The 17108-nt window shown below is 72.2% G+C and carries 11 protein-coding genes; 8 read left to right on the top strand and 3 right to left on the bottom strand.

The window, feature by feature from the left end; genetic code table 11:
• Positions 1–142 precede the first annotated feature (142 nt).
• Positions 143–1582 carry a glycosyltransferase 87 family protein gene (locus KDL01_RS01800; protein WP_212526511.1) on the top strand — a complete coding sequence of 480 codons (1440 nt, stop codon included), beginning with the start codon at positions 143–145 and terminating at the stop codon, positions 1580–1582.
• A 222-nt stretch (positions 1583–1804) separates the two neighbouring features.
• On the opposite strand, the gene KDL01_RS01805 is transcribed toward KDL01_RS01800, so the two are convergent.
• From KDL01_RS01805 to KDL01_RS01815, 3 genes are read right to left on the bottom strand one after another with little or no spacing between them, the layout of a single operon-like run.
• Positions 1805–2857, bottom strand: coding sequence for a carboxymuconolactone decarboxylase family protein (locus KDL01_RS01805; protein WP_212526512.1), 1053 nt, complete (start codon positions 2855–2857; stop codon positions 1805–1807).
• Position 2858: 1 nt separating this feature from the next.
• Positions 2859–4514, bottom strand: coding sequence for an FAD-dependent oxidoreductase (locus KDL01_RS01810; RefSeq protein ID WP_212526513.1), 1656 nt, complete (start codon positions 4512–4514; stop codon positions 2859–2861).
• A complete protein-coding gene (locus KDL01_RS01815; RefSeq protein WP_212526514.1) occupies positions 4511–5074 on the bottom strand; it encodes a DUF5987 family protein in 564 nt (187 codons plus the stop codon). Before KDL01_RS01815 ends, KDL01_RS01810 begins: the two co-directional genes overlap by 4 nt.
• Before the next feature lie 181 nt (positions 5075–5255).
• On the opposite strand from KDL01_RS01815, the gene KDL01_RS01820 reads away from it, so the two are divergent.
• The 7 genes from KDL01_RS01820 to KDL01_RS01850 all read left to right on the top strand — a co-directional run bounded on the left by KDL01_RS01820 (position 5256) and on the right by KDL01_RS01850 (position 16994).
• Positions 5256–6059, top strand: coding sequence for a TIGR03084 family metal-binding protein (locus KDL01_RS01820; RefSeq protein ID WP_212526515.1), 804 nt, complete (start codon positions 5256–5258; stop codon positions 6057–6059).
• 126 nt (positions 6060–6185) lie between these two features.
• Positions 6186–8105 carry a CRTAC1 family protein gene (locus tag KDL01_RS01825; protein ID WP_212526522.1) on the top strand — a complete coding sequence of 640 codons (1920 nt, stop codon included), beginning with the start codon at positions 6186–6188 and terminating at the stop codon, positions 8103–8105.
• Positions 8105–9112 (top strand): enediyne biosynthesis protein, encoded by a 1008-nt coding sequence (locus KDL01_RS01830; protein ID WP_212526516.1) that lies wholly within the window; start codon positions 8105–8107, stop codon positions 9110–9112. The genes KDL01_RS01825 and KDL01_RS01830 overlap by 1 nt, the downstream gene beginning before the upstream one ends.
• Complete coding sequence (locus KDL01_RS01835; protein WP_212526517.1) at positions 9109–14994, top strand: type I polyketide synthase; 5886 nt, start codon at positions 9109–9111, stop codon at positions 14992–14994. The genes KDL01_RS01830 and KDL01_RS01835 overlap by 4 nt, the downstream gene beginning before the upstream one ends.
• Before the next feature lie 2 nt (positions 14995–14996).
• A complete protein-coding gene (locus KDL01_RS01840) occupies positions 14997–15482 on the top strand; it encodes an acyl-CoA thioesterase (protein WP_368861494.1) in 486 nt (161 codons plus the stop codon).
• A gap of 136 nt (positions 15483–15618) precedes the next feature.
• Positions 15619–16146 carry a flavin reductase family protein gene (locus KDL01_RS01845; RefSeq protein ID WP_438801941.1) on the top strand — a complete coding sequence of 176 codons (528 nt, stop codon included), beginning with the start codon at positions 15619–15621 and terminating at the stop codon, positions 16144–16146.
• A 77-nt stretch (positions 16147–16223) separates the two neighbouring features.
• Entirely contained in the window at positions 16224–16994 is a 771-nt protein-coding gene (locus KDL01_RS01850; protein ID WP_212526520.1) for a helix-turn-helix transcriptional regulator, read from the top strand.
• The last annotated feature ends 114 nt before the right edge of the window (positions 16995–17108 follow it).

The raw sequence follows: 17108 nt of genomic DNA on the forward strand, positions 1-17108 counted from the left end.
ACGCGGCCGGGACACTCCCGGCCGCGTCCTCGCGTGCGTGGCGCCCGTCGCCGCGCCTTCGGCCGGGGCCACGGAACTGCGCTGCACCGGGGCGCGTCACTGGGGATGCCTTGGATTCCGAATGGGGAGAAAGATCAGCACTGTGTCAGCAGTTGGAGAGAACAGGGCACTTCGCGTCTCGCCCACCCGCCGCAGGGTCATCACGGCCCTGACGGTCTGGTTCCTGACCCGCGCGGTGCTCTACGTCACGGCGACCGGCCATATCCTGCGCCACTGGGGGATCCCCAGCACCGGCGACATCCGCCAGTACATGAGCTGGGCCGAGAAGTCGCTCCAGCACGGGCAGATCCCGGTGGACACGAAGTGGCAGTACCCGCCGCTGCTCGCGCCGATCCTGAGCTTCCCGCAGTGGCTGTCGAACGCGTTCGGCGTGCACTACCGGACCGGGTTCACCGCGATGACGTTCCTCGCCGACGCGGTGATCACCGTGCTGCTGCTGTGGACCGCGGCGCACCGGCAGGTGTGGTCGGGCCCCTGGTACTGGATCCTCGGCGTCCCGCTGCTCGGCCCGATCGTGTACGGGCGCTACGACGTCTTCCCGGCTCTGTTCGTCGTGTTCGCGCTGGTGCTGGTCGGCAGAGGCGTCCCACTCGCGCTCGTCGAGGGCCCGGACGACCGGCGCCTGCGCGGCAAGCGCCTGCTGGCCGGCGTCCTGATCGGCCTCGGCGCCGCGGTGAAGATCTGGCCCGGCCTTGCCCTGTTCGGCATGCCGCGCACCCGCCGTGGCCGCGAGACCGTCATCGCCGCGGTGGTGGCCGTGGTCGCGGTGATCGGGCTGCTCTCGCTGTTCTACAGCCACACACTGAGCTTCGTCGGCAACCAGGGCGGCCGCGGCATCGAGATCGAGTCGGTCTGGGGCATCCTGCTGCTGTTCGGCCGGTGGCTCGGCCTGTGGCACGTGCGCGTGAAGATGCTCTACGGCTCGTATCAGGCGATCCCCGGCGGCGGCGGTGGGCCCATGGTCGCCGTGGTGGACTCCACCTACTACATCGCGCTGGCCGCGCTCGTGGTCGGATTCGCCTTGATGGCCTACTGGTGGTGGCGCAAGGCCTGGCGCCCCGCGGTCCTGGCCGACGCGACCTTCGTCGCGACACTGATCATGATCGTCACCAGTCGGGTGATAAGCCCGCAGTACATGATCTGGCTGCTCGCCGTCGCCGGCTTCTGCCTGCTCTACAAAGACAGCACCCAGCGCCGCAGCGCACTGCTGGTCCTGCTGGCGCTGCCGCTGACACAGTACGAGTTCCCGTTCGAGTTCCAGGAACTGCTGCGGGTCCAGTTCCTGCCCGTACTCGCCGTCATGCTCCGCGACGCCCTCCTCCTCGCCGCGTCCTACTACGGCTACCGCGACCTGTGGGCCTCAACCGTAGACGGCCCGTTCCTCCCGCAACGCGTACGAGCCGCACTCGGCCGCAAACCTGCCGCCGTCGCCGGTCCCGCCGCCACGGACCCGGACCCCGGTACCGCCGTGGGCGCCCCGCGTTCCGCCCCCGAGAGCGAGGCCCAACCTGCGCAGGCCTGACGTTCCTGCGGTGGCGAAACAGTGCTTGTACATCGTGGCGTGCGGCGCGCCCCCGGCCGGGGAGGTGCTGCGGGTTGTCGGAATGGCGCACGCGGCCGGCCTTTACGGACGCACGGGGAAGCCGACGTATCCCTGAGGCGAGATCGAGGACGCGGTCGGGCGCATAGCCGGCGGTCTCGCCTGATCATCAGGCGAGACCGCCGGTGCGTACGCTGACAGCTCTTACGTCCCCTGATACAGCCGCCTGCCCTGGGTGCGGGCCGCGGTCCAGGCGGACCACGCGGTGAGCTCGATGAGCGGGGCGTCGTCGGGGTTGACCATGCGGAAGTCGCCGATCAGGGAAGCGTCGATCTGGTACGAGGCCAGTGCGGTGAGCAGGGCCAGCCGGCCGGCTGGGCGCTGTTCGGCGGGGAGGGTGCGGGCGCAGTCTTCGACCCAGGCGCGGCTGACGCCCTTGGGGCGGCCGTCCCAGGCTTCGACTTCCATCCGCAGCATCGTGCGTACCGCGGACGGCACTGAGCGTTCGCCCGCGCGCTCTATCGCGGCGTCGGCTCGGGCGAAGGCTTGGGCGATGATCGGGTTCGACTGTGTCCACGCCGCGTCGAGCGGGGTCGCGGCCTTGGGGAGCAGGTCGAGTGAGTCGCCCGGGGCGCCGATGTGGCGGCCGGCGGCGCGGATCATGCCGCTGAGGACCCGCTTGACCATGCCGAGGCCCTGGCGCGGGGCCCTCGGGGGCATCGGCGCGTCCTCGAGGAAGGTGTTGACCATGCGGTTGAGGTAGTGGAAGGTCACGGCCACGCCGACGTACTCGGGGGCCTGCTCCACCGGGAACGGGAACGGGCCGCGCGCTTCGTCCGCGATCCAGGCCGCCGCGGCCCGCACGGCCGGGTCGCGTACGCGGTCGACCTCGCCCGCCGCGACGTGGCGGGCGTCCTTGCCGCCGGACAGGCCGTGCAGGGTCGCGCTGTGCACGGTGACGCAGTACGGGCACGTATTCTCGAGCGAGACCGCGGAGGCGACCGCCTCGCGCACCGCGCGGGGGATCAGGCCGGGGGCCAGCAGCGTCTCGCGGAGCATCAGCCAGCTGGCGGCCATGGTCTCGGGTGCGGGGGAGTGCATCGCCACCGGCGGCGCGAGCACCCCGAAGTCGCGCTCCACCTGCCGGTAGACCTCGTCGACGCTCGCGCCCGCCGAACCGGGCCGGGCCGGCTCGACGTAGCGGATCTGCGCCAACGCGAGCGGCCGCATGGCGGAGCGGGCCAGTGCGCTCGCCATGTCAACCGCCGACCATGGCGGCGGCCGCGGCGGCGGTCGCCTTGCGGCTCGAGGTCGCGCCCTCCGGCGACGGGGCGCCGTAGACCACGTTCACGCCCCTGGCCCGCGCGGCCCGCACGATGCCGGGCATGGCCCGCTCCGCGAGCGCGGCGATGGTGAACGCCGGGTTCACGGTGAGCGCGCCGGGCACGGCCGAGCCGTCGGTGACGAAGATGCCCGGGTGCCCACGCAGCTCGTGCCGGTCGTCGAGGGCGGAGGAGTGCGGGTCGTCGCCGATCCGGCAGGAGGCGAGCGGGTGGACGGTGTAGGCGCCGATCACGTCGTTGGTCCAGGGCATCACCCGGGCCAGCCCGTCGTGCTCGAGGATCTGCTTGACCGCCGCGTCCGAGACCTCCCAGCCGCGCAGCGTGTTGGCGGTGGGACGGTAGCTCAGCGCGCCGAAGCCGAGCAGCTGCTGGGACAGGCGGGCCGAGTTGCCGGTGGGCGGCGGCGGGCCGAAGACGCCCTCGTTGTCGTCCTCCGACATGGTGAACACGGTAAGCCAGGACTGCCACTTGCGCAGCATCTCCTTCTTGCGCGGGCCGAACCAGCTCGGGCCGTCCGCGTCCGGGATCTGCGCCAGGATGGTGCCGAAGCCGGGCGGGAAGTAGAGCTGCTCGAGCGAGAAGCGCTCGTACTCGGGCAGGTCCCCGTCCAGCCGGTCCCAGGAGGCCACCACCGGGCCGCGCCCGATCTGGTAGCCCTTGTACGCCTTCTGCTCGTCCCGGGACAGGCCGAGCAGTTCCCTGACCTTCTCGTCCTCGAGCACCGCGGTGTTGAGCCGCTCGCCGTTGCCGGAGAAGTAGCGGCCGACCGCGTGCGGCATCGGGCCGAGGTCGGCCTCGGAGCGCTGCAGGATCACCGGGGTCGCGCCGGCGCCTGCCGCGAGCACGACGATCTTCGCCTCGATCACGCCGCCGCCGGTGTGCTGCCGGTAGTCGACCTCGTCGATCGTGCTGTAGTGCACCTGGTACGAGCCGTCGTCGGTGCGGGTGATCTTCTGCACCTCGTGCAGCGGCCGGATCTCGGCGCCGTGGGACAGGGCGGCGGGCAGGTAGTTGAGCAGCAGCGAGCGCTTCGCATCGAAGCGGCACCCTGACATCATCCAGTTGCAATTCGTGCACAGCGACGTGTCGACGGCCGAGGGGGAGGGGTTCACGGTGTGCCCGGCCGCCCGGCACGCGGCCGCGAACACGCCGCCGATGTAGGGCACCTCGTCCCACCCGGTGGGCGTGATCGGAAGCGCCTCGGCCACCCGGTCGTACCAGGGTTCGAGCGCGTCCCGGGTGATCGAGCCCGGCCACATCCGCCGCCCGATGCTGCCGCGGCGCTCGAAGACGAACCGCGGCGCCCGCGGCATGGTGGCGAAGTACACCACGCTGCCGCCGCCGACGCAGTTGCCGCCCAGGATGCTCATCCCGTCGCCGACCACGAAGTCGAACACGCGGGTGGTGGACGAGCCGAACTTGAAGTCGTGGTCGAACTCCTCGCCGCTCAGCCACGGCCCGCGCTCGAGCACCACCACCTTCGCCCCGCCGGCCGCGAGGTGGTAGGCGGCGATGGCCCCGCCGAAGCCGCTGCCGACGACCAGGACGTCGGTCTTCTGCCTCGCGGTCACGAGGGGCTCCCGGTGGCGTCGGTGTCGGGGTGGATGTCGGCCAGCTGACGCCCGTACGAGTACTGCGGGAAGCGCCACAGCCCGTCCTCGTCCGGGTCGGCGAACCCGAGCGTGCGCAGGCCCGGGTGCCCGGCCGCGAGCGCTTCGGTGGTGTGCATGTGCGCGCCGGTGTCGAAAGCCATGTAGCTGAACATGGCGACACCGACCCACATCATCTTCTCCGGATGATCCGGCGAGACCAGCTGCTGCACGAGTGCCGTCCTGTGGTCGTAGGAAAGCCCGACGAAGGGCAGGGCCGGGTCGGGCTCGAGGTCGTGGCTCGCGCAGTACGCGCGGGCGTGGCCGTTGAGGGCGACGGCCAGGTCGTCGAGCGCGCCTTCCATGCCGCCCTCGGGGGTCTCCAGGATCGGCACCGCGCCGGCGGCCACCGCACCGCCGCCGGTACTCACCCCGGCCACGGCGCGGTCTTCGGGGTGGCGCTTCTCGCCGGGGATGATCGTGTCCGCGAAGGCCTCTAGCGTCAGCGTTCTGACGTCGTGGTCGGGCTCGGCCGAATGCATCGCACCTCCAGGCGCGCATCAAGGGTCTGTCTCGTTGATTCTTGGCCGCGGCGCGCCCAGCCGCATCTTCGGAAGTGCCGTGCTGGTGGGACGCACTGCGGAAGAAGACCGGGCTCTGCGGTCGCCGGATACTGACAACCGTTGAGTGCTAGCGATCTGATTCCACAGAGAGGCCGGATACGTGTCTCAGCAGCAAGACGTGTACACCGACTTGGTCGCGGACGGGGACGAGCTCGACGCTCTGGTCGCCGGCCTCGATCCGGACCGGTGGGCCACCCCGACCCCGGCGCCGGGCTGGACCATCGCGCACCAGGTGGCCCATCTCGCCTTCGTCTCGCGCCTGGCCCTGCTCGCCGCCGCGCAGCCCGAGGTCTTCCTCGCGCACGCCGCGCAGGCCAGGGCGGACTTCCAGGGCGCGGTGAACGCCGCGCTGGAGGAGTACCTGGCCGAGCCCCCGGCCGAGATCCTGGCGCGCTGGCGCCGGGACCGGGCCGCCGCGGCCGGGGCGCTGGCCGCGATCGAGCCAGGCGCGACCGTGCCCTGGCTGGTCACCCCGCTCCCGCCGTCCGTCCTGGCCGCCGCCGGGATGATGGAGAACTTCGGGCACGGACAGGACATCGCCGACGCGCTCGGCGTGCGCCGCGTGCACACCGACCGGATCGGGCACCTGGCCTGGTTCGGCGCGCGCACCAGGGACTTCGGCTACCTCGCGCACGGGCTGACGCCGCCGCAGGGGGAGTTCCGGTTCGAGCTGACCGGCCCGAGCGGGGTGGTGTGGGAGTTCGGGCCCGCCGACGCGACGGACCGGGTGACCGGCCCCGCCGTCGACTTCGCGCTGCTGGTCAGCCGGCGCAGGCACCGCGACGACCTGGCGCTCAAGGCCGCCGGGGCCGAGGCCGAGCGCTGGCTGGACATCGCCCAGGCCTACCGCGGTCCGGCCGGCCAGGGCCGGCGCCCCGGCCAGTTCTCCGCATCAGCCTCCTGAATCGCATCAGCCTCCCGAGCTCAGGGATCGGAAACACCCCACCTACATCCGAACGAAAGGGAGACTACGGTGACCTTCCGCGAGCGACTTCGCCGACTCGTACCCGGGTTGACGGCGCTTCTGGTGATGGCCTCGCTCTTCGTCGGCGCCCGGGCCGCGGTCGCGGTGGGCGGCGGCGCCCAGGCCGCGGCGGCGTTCAAGTTCGAACAGATGCCCATCGCGCTGCCGCCCGGCTACAACGAACAGCACATGAACACCGTGCGCCAGGTGAACCCGGCGTTCGAGAAGATCGACGCCTGGATCTCCTCGGTCGGCGCCAGCATCGCCGTCAACGACCTGACCGGCCACGGCCTGGCCGACGGCATGTGCATCGTCGACACCAGGACCAACGAGGTCATCGTGACCTACACCCCGACCGCGCCCGCGGCCGACCGGTTCACCCCGTTCGTGCTCGACCCGGCCCCGCTGCCCTACGACAGCACCATGGCGCCGACCGGCTGCACGCCCGGCGACTACAACGGCGACGGCCGGATGGACCTGCTGGTCACCTACTGGGGGCGCACCCCGATCCTGTTCATGGCGAATTCGGACTCGAAGACGCTGAGCGCGGCCTCCTACACCCCGCGCGAGCTGGTGCCGAACGAGAGCCCTGACGGCAAGTACCACGGACCGCGCTGGAACACCGACGCGGTCTACGTCGGCGACCTCGACGGCAGCGGCCACCCGTCCATCATCGTGGGCAACTACTTCCCGATCTCGGACGTGCTCGACCCGAACGGCGAGGCCAACGTCCAGATGCTCAACTCCCTGTCCAGCGCCAAGAACGGCGGCGGGGACTACGTCTTCCAGTGGTACGGCGCGACCTCCGGGGCCGACCCGAACGTGCAGTACATCCAGGAGGAGGGGGCGATCCCCTACGCCGACACCACCGGCTGGACCCTCGCGATCGCCGGCGCGGACCTGACCGGCGACGGCCTGCCCGACGTCTACATCGCCAACGACTTCGGGCACGGACACCTGCTCTACAACCGCTCGACCCCCGGGCACATCGAGTTCACCGAGGCCACCGGCGACCGCACCCCGACCACGCCGAAGTCGTTCGTGCTGGGCAACGGCTCGTTCAAGGGCATGGGCGTGGACTTCGTGGACCTCAACGGCGACGGCAAGTTCGACATCATCGTCAGCAACATCACCGTCGCGTGGGGCCTTGAGGAGAGCAACTTCGTCTTCATCAACAAGTCGAGCAGCAACGCGAACATGGCCTCCGACCTGGCCTCCGGCCTCGCACCCTTCACCCAGGAGGCGCAGCAGTACGGCCTGGCCTGGAACGGCTGGAACTGGGACGTGAAGACCGGCGACTTCCTCAACAGCGGCACCCAGGAGGTCGTGCAGACCGACGGCTTCGTGCAGGGCAGCGTGGACCGCTGGAACTGGCTGCAGGAGATGGCCATGACCAACGACGACCTGCTCTCGAACCCGGCGATGTGGCCCAACGTGCAGCCCGGCGACGACCTGGCCGGCCACGAGTACCTCGGCTTCTTCGCCAAGAACTCCTCCGGCACGTACGTCAACGTGAGCACAGAGCTCGGCCTGAACGCCGAGATCCCCACCCGCGGCATCGCGACGAGCGACACCACCGGTGACGGCGCACTCGACTTCGCCGTGGCACGGCAGTGGGGCCCGCCGGCCTTCTACGCCAACGAGTCGCCGGACCTCGGCAACTACCTCGACCTCAACCTCTACCGCCCGTCCACCGACGGCCAGTCGAACCAGGGCCTGGAGGGCCCGGGCGCGCCCGCGTACGGCGCCACGGTGACCATCACCACCCCCTCCGGCACCCAGGTCTCGCAGCTCGACGGCGGCGGCGGGCACGGCGGCTACCGCAGCTTCGGCGTGCACTTCGGCCTCGGTTCCTACACCGGCCAGGTCTCCGTCCAGATCCAGTGGCACGACGTCAACGGCGCCCTGCACACCGAGACCACGAAGCTCGCGCCGGGCACCCACTCCCTCATGCTGACCGATGCGATCCAGGAGGTTTCCCGCTGATGAGCGTGGCAGCCCAGACCCATCCCTCCGCGGGCAACGCGCCCGTGCCGGCCGCCGCGGCCGCCTCCGCCGCCGCGGTGAAGCCGAAGGACACCCGCTATCTCGCGCTGCGCAACTTCGCCCTGTCGATCAGCGTGTTCAACATCTTCGGTTACACCCTGCTCGGCTTCGAGCAGCCCTGGCTCTGGCCCCTGATCGCCGTCGGCACCGCCTACACCACCGAGCTCAGCTTCGAGGTGCTCAGCGCCTGGGCGCAGCGGCGCGAGGTGCGCTTCCGTGGCAACGGCATGCGCGGGCTCTACGAGTTCCTGCTGCCCGCGCACATCACCGCACTCGCCGTCAACATGCTGCTGTACGCGAACAACCAGATCCTGCCGGTGCTGTTCGGCGTGGTGGTCGGCGTGGCCGGCAAGCACGCCTTCCAGGCCCCGATCAATGGCAAGATGCGCCACTTCATGAACCCGTCCAACTTCGGCATCGCGGTCACCCTGCTGGTCTTCGGCTCCTGGGTCTCCATCGCCCCGCCGTACGAGTTCACCGAGAAGGCCAACACCTTCTTCCGGGTCATGATCGTGCTCATCATCGCCATCTCCGGCACCGTGCTCAACGCCCTGCTGACGAAGAAGACCTCGCTCATCGTGGGCTGGCTCGGCGGCTTCGCCATCCAGGCGTTCGTGCGCCACGCGATCTGGCACGTCTCGCTCTTCGGCGCCCTCGGCCCGATGAGCGGGGTGGCCTTCATCCTGTTCTCCAACTACATGATCAGCGACCCGGGCACCACGCCCACCAAGTTCGGCCCGAAGTTCATGTTCGGCGCGTCGGTGGCCACGGTGTACGGCATCCTGATGGAGTTCAACATCGTCTACACCCTGTTCTTCGCCACCGCGGTCGTCTGCTCGGCGCGCGGGCTCGGCTGGTGGGCGGTGCACCTGCTGCGCCGGCGCGGGCAGCGCGGGAGCGCGGGCGAGAACGCCGCCCGGGCCGGCGCGGGAACGGTCGCCGCATGAGTGCGACCAGGATCTCCGTCGTCGGCGTGGCCTGCCGCTACCCCGACGCGGACTCTCCCGAAGAGCTCTGGCGCACGGTGCTGGCCGGGCGCCGGGCCTTTCGCCGGATCCCGGACGAGCGGATGCGGCGGGAGGACTACTACTCGCCCGATCCGGCCGCGCCGGACCGCTTCTACACCCGCAAGGCCGCGGTCATCGAAGGGTACGAATTCGACCGGGTGGCCTTCAAGGTGGCCGGCAGCACCTTCCGCTCCACCGACATGACGCACTGGCTGGCGCTGGAGACCGCGGCCAAGGCGCTGGCCCACGCCGGGTTCCCGGCGGGCGAGCGCCTGGCCGGGGCCAACACCGGCGTCATCATCGGCAACAGCCTGACCGGCGAGTTCAGCCGGGCCAACCTGATGCGGCTGCGCTGGCCGTACGTGCGCCGCACCGTCGGCGCCGCGCTGCGCGAGCAGGGCTGGGACGAGCCGGCTCTGGCCGAGTTCCTCGGCGGCCTCGAGCAGCGGTACAAGGCCCCGTTCCCGCCCATCGACGAGGACACGCTGGCCGGCGGCTTGGCCAACACCATCGCCGGGAGCATCTGCAACCACTTCGACTTCAAGGGCGGCGGGTTCACCGTCGACGGGGCCTGCTCCTCCTCCCTGCTGTCGGTCGCCACCGCGTGCAACGCGCTGTCCGACGGGCAGCTCGACGTCGCCGTGGTCGGCGGCGTGGACCTGAGCATCGACCCGTTCGAGGTGATCGGCTTCGCCAAGACCGGGGCGCTGGCCACCGGCGAGATGCGCGTGTACGACAAGCGCTCCAACGGATTCTGGCCGGGCGAGGGCTGCGGCATGCTCGTGCTCATGCGCGAGGACGACGCCCTCGCGCAGCGCAGGTTCCGGCACGCGACCATCGCGGGCTGGGGCTACTCCTCGGACGGCAAGGGCAGCATCACCCGGCCCGAGGCCGGCGGCCACCGGCTCGCGATCCAGCGGGCGTACGCCGCGGCGGGCTTCGGGATGGAGAGCGTGTCCTACTTCGAGGGCCACGGCACCGGCACCGCGGTGGGCGACGCCACCGAGTTGCGCGCGTTCACCGAGGCGCGCCATGCCGCCGACCCGCACGCCCCGGCGGCCGCGATCAGCACGGTCAAGGGCAACTTCGGGCACACCAAGGCGGCGGCCGGGGTGGGCGGTCTGATCAAGGCCATCCTCGCCGTGCGCCACCAGGTCATCCCGCCCGCGACCAGCCACGAGGATCCGCACCCGGCGCTGGGCGGGGACCGCCCGGCGCTGCGGGTGCCGAGCGACGCCGAGCTGTGGCCCGCGGGCGCCCCGGTGCGCGCGGGCGTGTCCTCGATGGGCTTCGGCGGCATCAACGCCCACGTCGTCGTCGAGCGCGCGGACGGCGCACGCCGGGTGTCGATCGGCCGCACCACCGAGCGGCTGGTCCGATCGCGTCAGGACGCTGAGCTGCTGCTGCTCGACGCGACCGGCATCGCCGAACTGCGCGGCCAGGTCGCGCACCTGGCCGCGATGTGCGGCAAGCTCTCCTACGCCGAGCTCGGCGACCTCGCCGCGACCCTCCAGGCCGGTCTCGCCGACCGGCCGATCCGGGCCGCGGTCGTGGCCGGCGCGCCCGAGGACGCCGAGGCGCGCTTCACCACCCTGCTCTCGCTGCTCGACAGCGGGGCGCGCTCGGTGCTCGACACGGTCGGGGGCGTCTACCTCGGCCGCCGGGGGCAGCGTCCGCGGATCGGTCTGCTCTTCCCGGGGCAGGGCGCCGGACGGCGGGCCGACGGCGGCGCGCTGGCCAGGCGCTTCGCCGCCGTCGACGAGCTCTTCCGCGCCCACCCGGTGCCGCCGGGCGCGGACCTGGTGGACACGGCCGTGGCCCAGCCGCGGATCGCGGTCGGCTCCGTCGCCGGACTCAGGGCCCTGAGCATGCTCGGGATCCACGGCTCCGGCGCGGTCGGCCACAGCCTCGGCGAGCTCACCGCCCTGCACTGGGCCGGCGTGCTGGGCGAGGCGCAGGTGCTCGACCTCGCCGCCGCCCGCGGCCGGATCATGGCAGAAGGCGGCGACGGCGACGGCACCATGGCCGGGATCGCCGCGCCGGCCGAGGCGGTGGAACCGCTGCTGGCCGGCGAGGACGTGGTGATCGCCGGGTACAACGGTCCGGGCCAGACGGTGGTGTCCGGGCGGCGCGAGGCCGTCGCCCGGGTCGCCGCCAGGGCCGCGGCCGCCGGACTCGCGGCGCACGTGCTCGCCGTCTCGCACGCCTTCCACTCCCGCGGGGTGGCCCCGGCCGCGGCCGCGCTGCGCGAGCGGCTGGCCGGGGAGCACTTCGGCCCGCTCGCCGGGCGGGTGTTCTCCACCGTCACCGGGGCCAAGCTGCCCGAGGACGTGGACGTAGCCGGGCTGCTGACCCGTCAGGTGCTCGATCCGGTCAGGTTCAGCCAGGCGGTGACCGCGCTGGCCGAGGAGTCAGAGCTCTTGCTCGAAGTCGGCCCCGGCCGGATCCTGGGCGGCCTGGCCGCGCAGATCGTGCCCGAGGTGCCGGTGGTCTCGCTCGGTACCGACGGCACCTCGCTGGCCGGCCTGCTGCACGCGGTGGGCGCGGCGTACGTGCTCGGCGCGCCGGTGCGGCACGCGGCCCTGTTCGAGGACCGCTACACCCGCCCGCTCCCGCTGAACAAGGAATTCCGCTTCTTCGCCAGCCCCTGCGAATCCGCGCCGGAGCTCGATTTCGCCGTCGAGGAGGGTCGGCCGGCCCCGTCGTCCGCGCTCGTCGCGCCGGCTGCGGCGGGGGCGAACCCCACGGCCGAGACCGCGCCGCAGCCGCTCGCCGACGGCGGCCTCGTCGACCCCGCCGAGACCAGTCTCCAGGTGCTGTTGCGGCTGGCCGCGCAGCGCGCCGAACTGCCGGTGGAGGTCGTGCGTCCGGACACCAACCCGCTCGACGAACTGCATCTGAGCTCGATCACCGTGGGCCAGATCGTGAACCAGGCCGCGCGCGACCTCGGCATCACCGCGCCGATGACCGCCTCCGCGTTCGCCACCTCCACCCTCGACGAACTCGCCGCGATGCTCGACGAACTCGCCGGCACGGCGCAGGCCGCCGACGCGGACCGAGCCGGGGTGGCGGGCGTGGGACCGTGGGTGCGCGCGTTCTCGGTCGACCTGATCCCGACTCCGGTCGGGCCGCCGGTGGCCCGCGCGTCTTCCGACGGCACGTGGCAGACCTTCGTCACCGACGGCCACCCGCTCGCCGAGGCGCTCACCTACGCACTGCGGCGGGCCGGGCTCGGCGGCGGCGTGCTGCTGTGCCTGCCGCGCGACCCCGACGAGAGCCACACGGGCCTGATGCTCGCGGCCGCACGCGCGGCCCTGGCCGGGCCCGGCGGCACCCGCTTCGTCGCGGTCGGGGACCGGCGTTCGGCCGCGGGCCTGGCCAAGACGCTGCACCTGGAGAACCCGGGCATCGCGACCACGGTCGTCACGCTGCCGCTACCGAGGGACCTGCCGGAGCCGCAGGCCGCGCAGGCCGCCGCGCGCATCGCCGCGGACGTCGCGGCGACCGCGGGCTTCGCCGAGGTCTGCTACGACGCGCAGGGCGGGCGCCGGGTGCCGGTGCTGCGGGCGCTGCCCGAGAGCGAGCCCGACGACGCGCTCGACCTGCTCGGCCCGGACGACGTGCTGCTGGTCACCGGCGGCGGCAAGGGGATCACGGCCGAGTGCGCGCTCGCCCTCGGCCGCGACACCGGCGCCGCGATCGGCCTGATCGGCCGGTCCGACCCGGCGCAGGACGCCGAGCTCGCCGCGAACCTCGAGCGGATGGCCGCGGCCGGCGTGCGCTACCACTACACCCAGGCCGACGTCACCGTGTTCGACGACGTGAAGGCCGCGGTCACCGCCGTGTGCGAGGTGTTCGGCGACGTGACGGCGGTGCTGCACGGCGCCGGGCGCAACGAGCCGCGGTCGCTGGCGGCGCTCGACGAGGACGCCTTCGCGCGCACCCTCGCCCCGAAGATCGACGGACTCGAGGCCGTGCTCTCCGCGCTCGACCCGGAACGGCTGCGGCTGCTGGTGAGCTTCTCCAGCATCATCGGCCGGGCCGGACTGCGCGGCGAGGCCGACTACGCGACCGCCAACGACTGGCTCACCGACCTGACCAAGCGGATCCAGGAACAGTACCCGAACTGCCGCTGCCTGTCCCTGGAATGGTCCGTGTGGGCCGGAGCCGGCATGGGCGAACGGCTCGGCGTGCTCGAGTCGCTCACCCGCGACGGCGTCGAACCCATCGCGGCCGAGCAGGGCGTCGCGCTGCTGCAGCAGCTGATCGCCGATCCGCGCACGCCCACCGCCGTGGTGGCGATGGGCCGGGCCGAGGGCCTGCCCACGATCACGCTGGAGCGGCCGGAACTGCCGCTGCTGCGCTTCGTCGAACGGCCGCGGATCTTCTACCCGGGCGTCGAGCTCGTCGTGGACGCCGACCTGAGCGCCACCGGCGACCTCTACCTGCCGGACCACGACCTCGACGGCGACCTGCTGTTCCCGGCCGTGCTCGGCATGGAGGCGATGGCCCAGACCGCGTACGCCCTGACCGGCCGGGCCGAGCTGCCCGTGCTCGAGGACGTGGAGTTCCTGCGGCCCATCGTGGTGCCCGCGGACGGCACGACCACCCTCCGCGTCGCCGTGCTGGCCACCGGCCCCGACACGGTCCAGGCGGTGATCCGCAGCGGGGAGACCGGATTCCAGGCCGACCACTTCCGCGCGCGGCTGCGCTACCGCACGCCGCTGCCGGGCGGGTCGAGGCCCCACCCGATCCTGGCCGACCTGCCGCGGCTCGCGCTGCGGCCGGCGGACCTGTACGGACCAGTGCTCTTCCAGGGCAGCCGGTTCCAGCGGCTGCTCGGCTACCGGCAGCTGGCCGCGACCAGCTGCGTGGCCGAGATCGCCCAGCGCGGCGACGTGTCCTGGTTCGGCGGGTTCCTGCCCGGCGACCTGCTCGCCGGCGACCCCGGCGCGCGCGACGCGTTCATGCACTCCATCCAGTGCTGCGTGCCGGACGCGACGCTGCTGCCGGCGGGGATAGAACGGCTCTACCTCGCCGACCCGGCCGCCACTTCCGGGCAGGGCAGCCTGGTCATGCACGCGGCCGAACGCCTGCGCGACGGCGACACGTACGTCTACGACGTGGACGTGCGCGACGAGTCCGGCACCCTGGTCGAGCACTGGCAGGGGCTCAGGCTCCAGGCCGTGCGCAAGCAGGACGGATCAGGCCCCTGGCACCCCGCCCTGCTCGGCGCCTACCTGGAGCGGCGCACCGGGCCCGCGCTCGGACGCGAGCTGTGCTGCGTCGTGTGGCCGGACACCCCGGGCGAGGATTCCGGGGGCCAGGCGGCCAGGCGGCGGCACACCGGCGACGCGCTGGCCTGGCTGATGGGCCCGGACACCGTGGTGCGCCACCGCCCCGACGGCAAGCCCGAGGTGGACGGCATGGCGCAGGTCTCCGCGGCGCACGGCACGGGCGTCACCTTCGCCGTCGCCGGGGACCACCCGGTCGGCTGCGACATCGAGGTCGCGGCCGGGCGCAGCGAGCAGGACTGGGCCGGCCTGCTCGGCCCGGACGGGCTCGCCCTGGCCCGGCTGCTCGCGGCCGAGCACGGCGAGGACCTCTCGCTCGCGGCAACGCGCGTGTGGGGCGCGATCGAGTGCCTGCGCAAGGTCGGGCGCACCGGCGGCACCGGCCTGGCCGCGGACGGCGCGGGCCCCGGGCCGGAGCGCTGGGTCAGGCTGCGCGCGGGCGCGGCCCGGATCGCCACGTTCGCCACGCACCTGCGCGGGATCGAGGAACCGGTGGTGTTCACCCTGCTGTCGGAAGGCGGTGCATGACCGTGGAACCGTACTACGAGTACCGGCACCTGGTCGGCTTCGAGGAGACCAACCTGGTCGGCAACGTCTACTACGTCAACTACCTGCGATGGCAGGGTCGATGTCGGGAGATGTTCCTACGCGAACACGCGCCGGAGGTGGTGGCCGACATCCGCGAGGACCTCAAGCTCTTCACGCTCAAGTGCGAGTGCGAGTTCCTCGCGGAGATCACCGCCTTCGACGAGCTGGCGATCCGGATGCGCCTGGAGGATCTGACGCAGACCCAGATCGGGTTCGCGTTCGACTACGTCCGGCTGCGCGAGGGCGGCGTGGAGGAGCTCGTCGCCCGCGGCCGCCAGCGCATCGCCTGCATGCGCGGCCCGAACACCGACACCCGGCCCGCCCGGGTGCCCGAACCGCTGCGCCGCGCGCTGGAGCGCTACACCCTGCACCCGCCCGCTCCCGACGCGAGGGCGCTTGACGGCCGCCTCGCCGACCTGGCGCGGTAGGAGAGGGCTGATGAGCGCCGACGGAAGGTCCCTGCGGGTCGCCACAAGCGGCCCGCAGGCCGGGGCCGGGGCCGGATCCGCGGTCGCGACCGGGGAAGGAATCGAGTCCGGCAACGGAATCGAGACCGGGCACGGGATCGCGGACGGCCGCAACGGCCACCGCGTCCCCCTCGACCACAAGGAACTGCGCGGCGTGCTCGGCCGCTTCGCCACCGGGATCACGGTGGTGACCGCGGTCGGGCGGGCCGGCCCGCACGGGATGACCGCGAACTCGTTCACCTCGGTCTCCCTCGATCCGCCGCTGATCCTGGTGTGTGTCAAGCACACCGCGGTCATGCACACCGCGCTGCTGGAGGCCGGGTCCTTCGCGGTCTCCATCCTCTCCGCAGGGCAGGAACACACGGCCCGCTACTTCGCCGACCGCTCCAGGCCGCGCGGCGAGCACGAGTTCGACATGGCCGGCAGCGAGCCCGGTCCGCGCAGCGGCGCCCCGATCCTCACCGGGGCGCTCGCCTGGCTCGAATGCGAGCTGGCCGCCGTCCACGAGGGCGGAGACCACTCGATCTTCCTCGGTGAGGTGACGAACGCGGGCCGGGACGAAAGCGTAGGGGCGTTGCTCTTCTACTCCGGTGGGTTCCACCGGCTCGAGACTGGGGACATCTAGCAACTGGTGCGGGATGTGATGCGGTGGATCGCATGCCGACAGTGGGACCACTTGACACGGAGGTTTCCGGAGCAGCCATGGTGAACCCGGTGGAACGCGCGATCGAAACGATGTGGGAGCACTACCACGAGCCCATCTCGCTGGCGGACCTGGCGGCGGCGGCGAACCTGAGCAGGTTCTACTTCGCCCGGGTCTTCCGGGCCTCCACCGGGACGTCGCCAGGCCGCTTCCTCGCCGCCATCCGGCTCAGCCGGGCCAAGCAGCTGCTGCTGGAGAGCTCGCTGAGCATCACCGCGATCTCCTACCGCATCGGGTACAACAGCGTGGGCACGTTCACCAGCCGGTTCACCGCGAGCGTGGGCATGTCCCCGACCCGGTATCGCTGGCGCTCGAGATCGCACGCAGGCATCGGTCCACTCACGGCGGCCGCGCCCCCGCAAGGGGCCGGCCGCCGTCGCAATCGCGTCGTCGGCACCGTATGCCTGCCCCCGTGCGAGACCCCCGTGCGCGTCTACGTGGCAGCGTTCGACGGTGCCGTGGCGGAGGGGCTGCCCAGTTCCTGCGACATCCTCGACGGCGAGCGGACCCAGTTCGAACTGAGCGCGCTGCCCGACGGAGAGTGGTTCATCCGGGCCGCGGCCGTGGGCCTGCGCGGCCCTGTGGCCGGACCATGGCGACGTCAGCCGCTGTTCGTCGACGGCCAACAGATCGCGGCGGGCCCGGACGCGCGCGTGATCCAGCTCGCCCTCGATCTGCACCCCACCGGCGTGCTCGACCTGCCCATCCTCACCGCCCTCCCCGAACTCGACTGCCGCCATCCGCCCAGCCTGATCGAGGCGACCGGCTGAGCGCGCACCCGCACAACCCGTCGGTGGCCGCGGTTCTCACCGTGGCCACCGACGTCTGCGTGCTGATGTGTGAACCTTGGCTCAATACCGGTGATGCGTCGGGTGGGTGGGTTG

This window comes from Actinospica durhamensis, from assembly GCF_018139695.1.
GTDB lineage: Bacteria > Actinomycetota > Actinomycetes > Streptomycetales > Catenulisporaceae > Actinospica > Actinospica durhamensis.

Bases quoted from the DNA above. Each gene is read 5' to 3' on its own strand.
- KDL01_RS01805 (WP_212526512.1), bottom strand. From the start codon at position 2,857: ATGGCGAGCGCACTGGCCCGCTCCGCCATGCGGCCGCTCGCGTTGGCG.
- KDL01_RS01815 (WP_212526514.1), bottom strand. From the start codon at position 5,074: ATGCATTCGGCCGAGCCCGACCACGACGTCAGAACGCTGACGCTAGAG.
- KDL01_RS01825 (WP_212526522.1), top strand. From the start codon at position 6,186: ATGGCCTCGCTCTTCGTCGGCGCCCGGGCCGCGGTCGCGGTGGGCGGC.
- KDL01_RS01830 (WP_212526516.1), top strand. From the start codon at position 8,105: ATGAGCGTGGCAGCCCAGACCCATCCCTCCGCGGGCAACGCGCCCGTG.
- KDL01_RS01835 (WP_212526517.1), top strand. From the start codon at position 9,109: ATGAGTGCGACCAGGATCTCCGTCGTCGGCGTGGCCTGCCGCTACCCC.
- KDL01_RS01850 (WP_212526520.1), top strand. From the start codon at position 16,224: ATGGTGAACCCGGTGGAACGCGCGATCGAAACGATGTGGGAGCACTAC.